Origin of the sequence: Carnobacterium sp., assembly GCF_032094055.1 — a bacterium.
Classification (GTDB): Bacteria; Bacillota; Bacilli; order Lactobacillales; family Carnobacteriaceae; genus Carnobacterium_A.
This window is the reverse complement of record NZ_DAMDAK010000022.1, coordinates 22980-24097: the sequence shown is the minus strand read 5'-3', so window position 1 is coordinate 24097 and position 1118 is coordinate 22980. Positions and strand designations below refer to the sequence as shown.

Annotated in this window: 3 protein-coding genes; all 3 read right to left on the bottom strand. The window is 27.7% G+C overall.

Going from position 1 to position 1118, the window contains the following annotated elements:
• Window positions 1–427: CAT RNA binding domain-containing protein (locus tag RT405_RS05245; RefSeq protein ID WP_313468167.1), on the bottom strand; the 427-nt coding region annotated here is incomplete at its 3' end.
• Window positions 411–878 carry a PTS glucose transporter subunit IIA gene (locus RT405_RS05240; RefSeq protein WP_313468165.1) on the bottom strand — a complete coding sequence of 156 codons (468 nt, stop codon included), beginning with the start codon at window positions 876–878 and terminating at the stop codon, window positions 411–413. The genes RT405_RS05240 and RT405_RS05245, both read right to left, overlap by 17 nt.
• Window positions 875–1118, bottom strand: a 244-nt coding sequence (locus RT405_RS05235; RefSeq protein ID WP_313468163.1) for a hypothetical protein, incomplete at its 5' end; no start/stop codon positions are given. The genes RT405_RS05235 and RT405_RS05240, both read right to left, overlap by 4 nt.

Here is a 1118-nt window from a genome sequence, read left to right as displayed (position 1 = left end):
TTTGTGCAATAACTTCGGTTAAATGATATGAATCTTTATACAAAGCAATAGTTTCATAATGAAAAGGATTCATAATTTCATTACTATTTTCTATGCGCCTGATCATTGCAACACAATGACTAAAAAAGGCTTTCATCACTTCTGGCTCAATTTCTTTATTTTTTAATTCCCTATTTACGATTTCTAATATATTTGTAGCCTTTTTAAATAAATCTATGTTATCATATTCAGCATTAATCGCTTTTTCTTTAATAAGAGTATACTTTTTTTCAAATAATTCATTTTCACTAATTTTTTCATTTAACTTATACCGAAAACTTATACCTTTTGATATGACGATCATTTCTGTTGTATTATCAGTAATCAATAAACAATTATTATTCATTTTTTTTACTACATAATAATTGGATTTATTTATAAACTTCAATAAAATCGCTCTCCCCAATTTCAACTCGTTTTCTTTTTTTTAAAAGAGTAACTTTTTCTCCGCTTGTAAATACTATAACGCATGTAGGATCAATTTGATGCTTATAAAATTCATTCAAATCATATTTCAAAATTGTATCTCCTTGTTTTACTTTTTGGCCTTTTTTAAGAGTACTAGTAAGACCTTTTCCTTTTAAAGAAAAACTTTTTAACCCAATATGAAGAAGTATTTCTTCTTTTTTCTCCGTTGTAATACCAATTGCATGATAAGTAGGGTATACAGCAGTAACCCACCCGGTTACAGGAGATATTAAAGTTTCTCCTGTCGGTATAATACCAAATCCATCACCCATCATTTTTTCAGAAAAAACAGGATCTTGAACTTCTTGTATTGTAATTAGTTCTCCTCCGCAAGGAGAAATAAAATAAGGTTTTTTTTTCTTGAAAATCATTTAAAATCATCCTTTGAAATAAAATTGTGTAACCAATGAAATGGTGCTTTATCATACAAATCTTCATATACTCTCAAACCTACTCGAACTCTTTTTTCAAATCTATGAAAATCACTGCCTCCGCTAGATAGAAGATTATTTTCTTCACAAAAATCTAATATACTTAAACTTTGTCTGTAAGACGCACTTGGATGAAAAGATTCAATCCCATCTAACTTATCTTTTAATAAATCTAATTCT

What these genes read in the sequence shown, in the direction of transcription:
- RT405_RS05240 (WP_313468165.1), bottom strand. Translation starts at nt 878, where the DNA reads ATGATTTTCAAGAAAAAAAAACCTTATTTTATTTCTCCTTGCGGAGGA.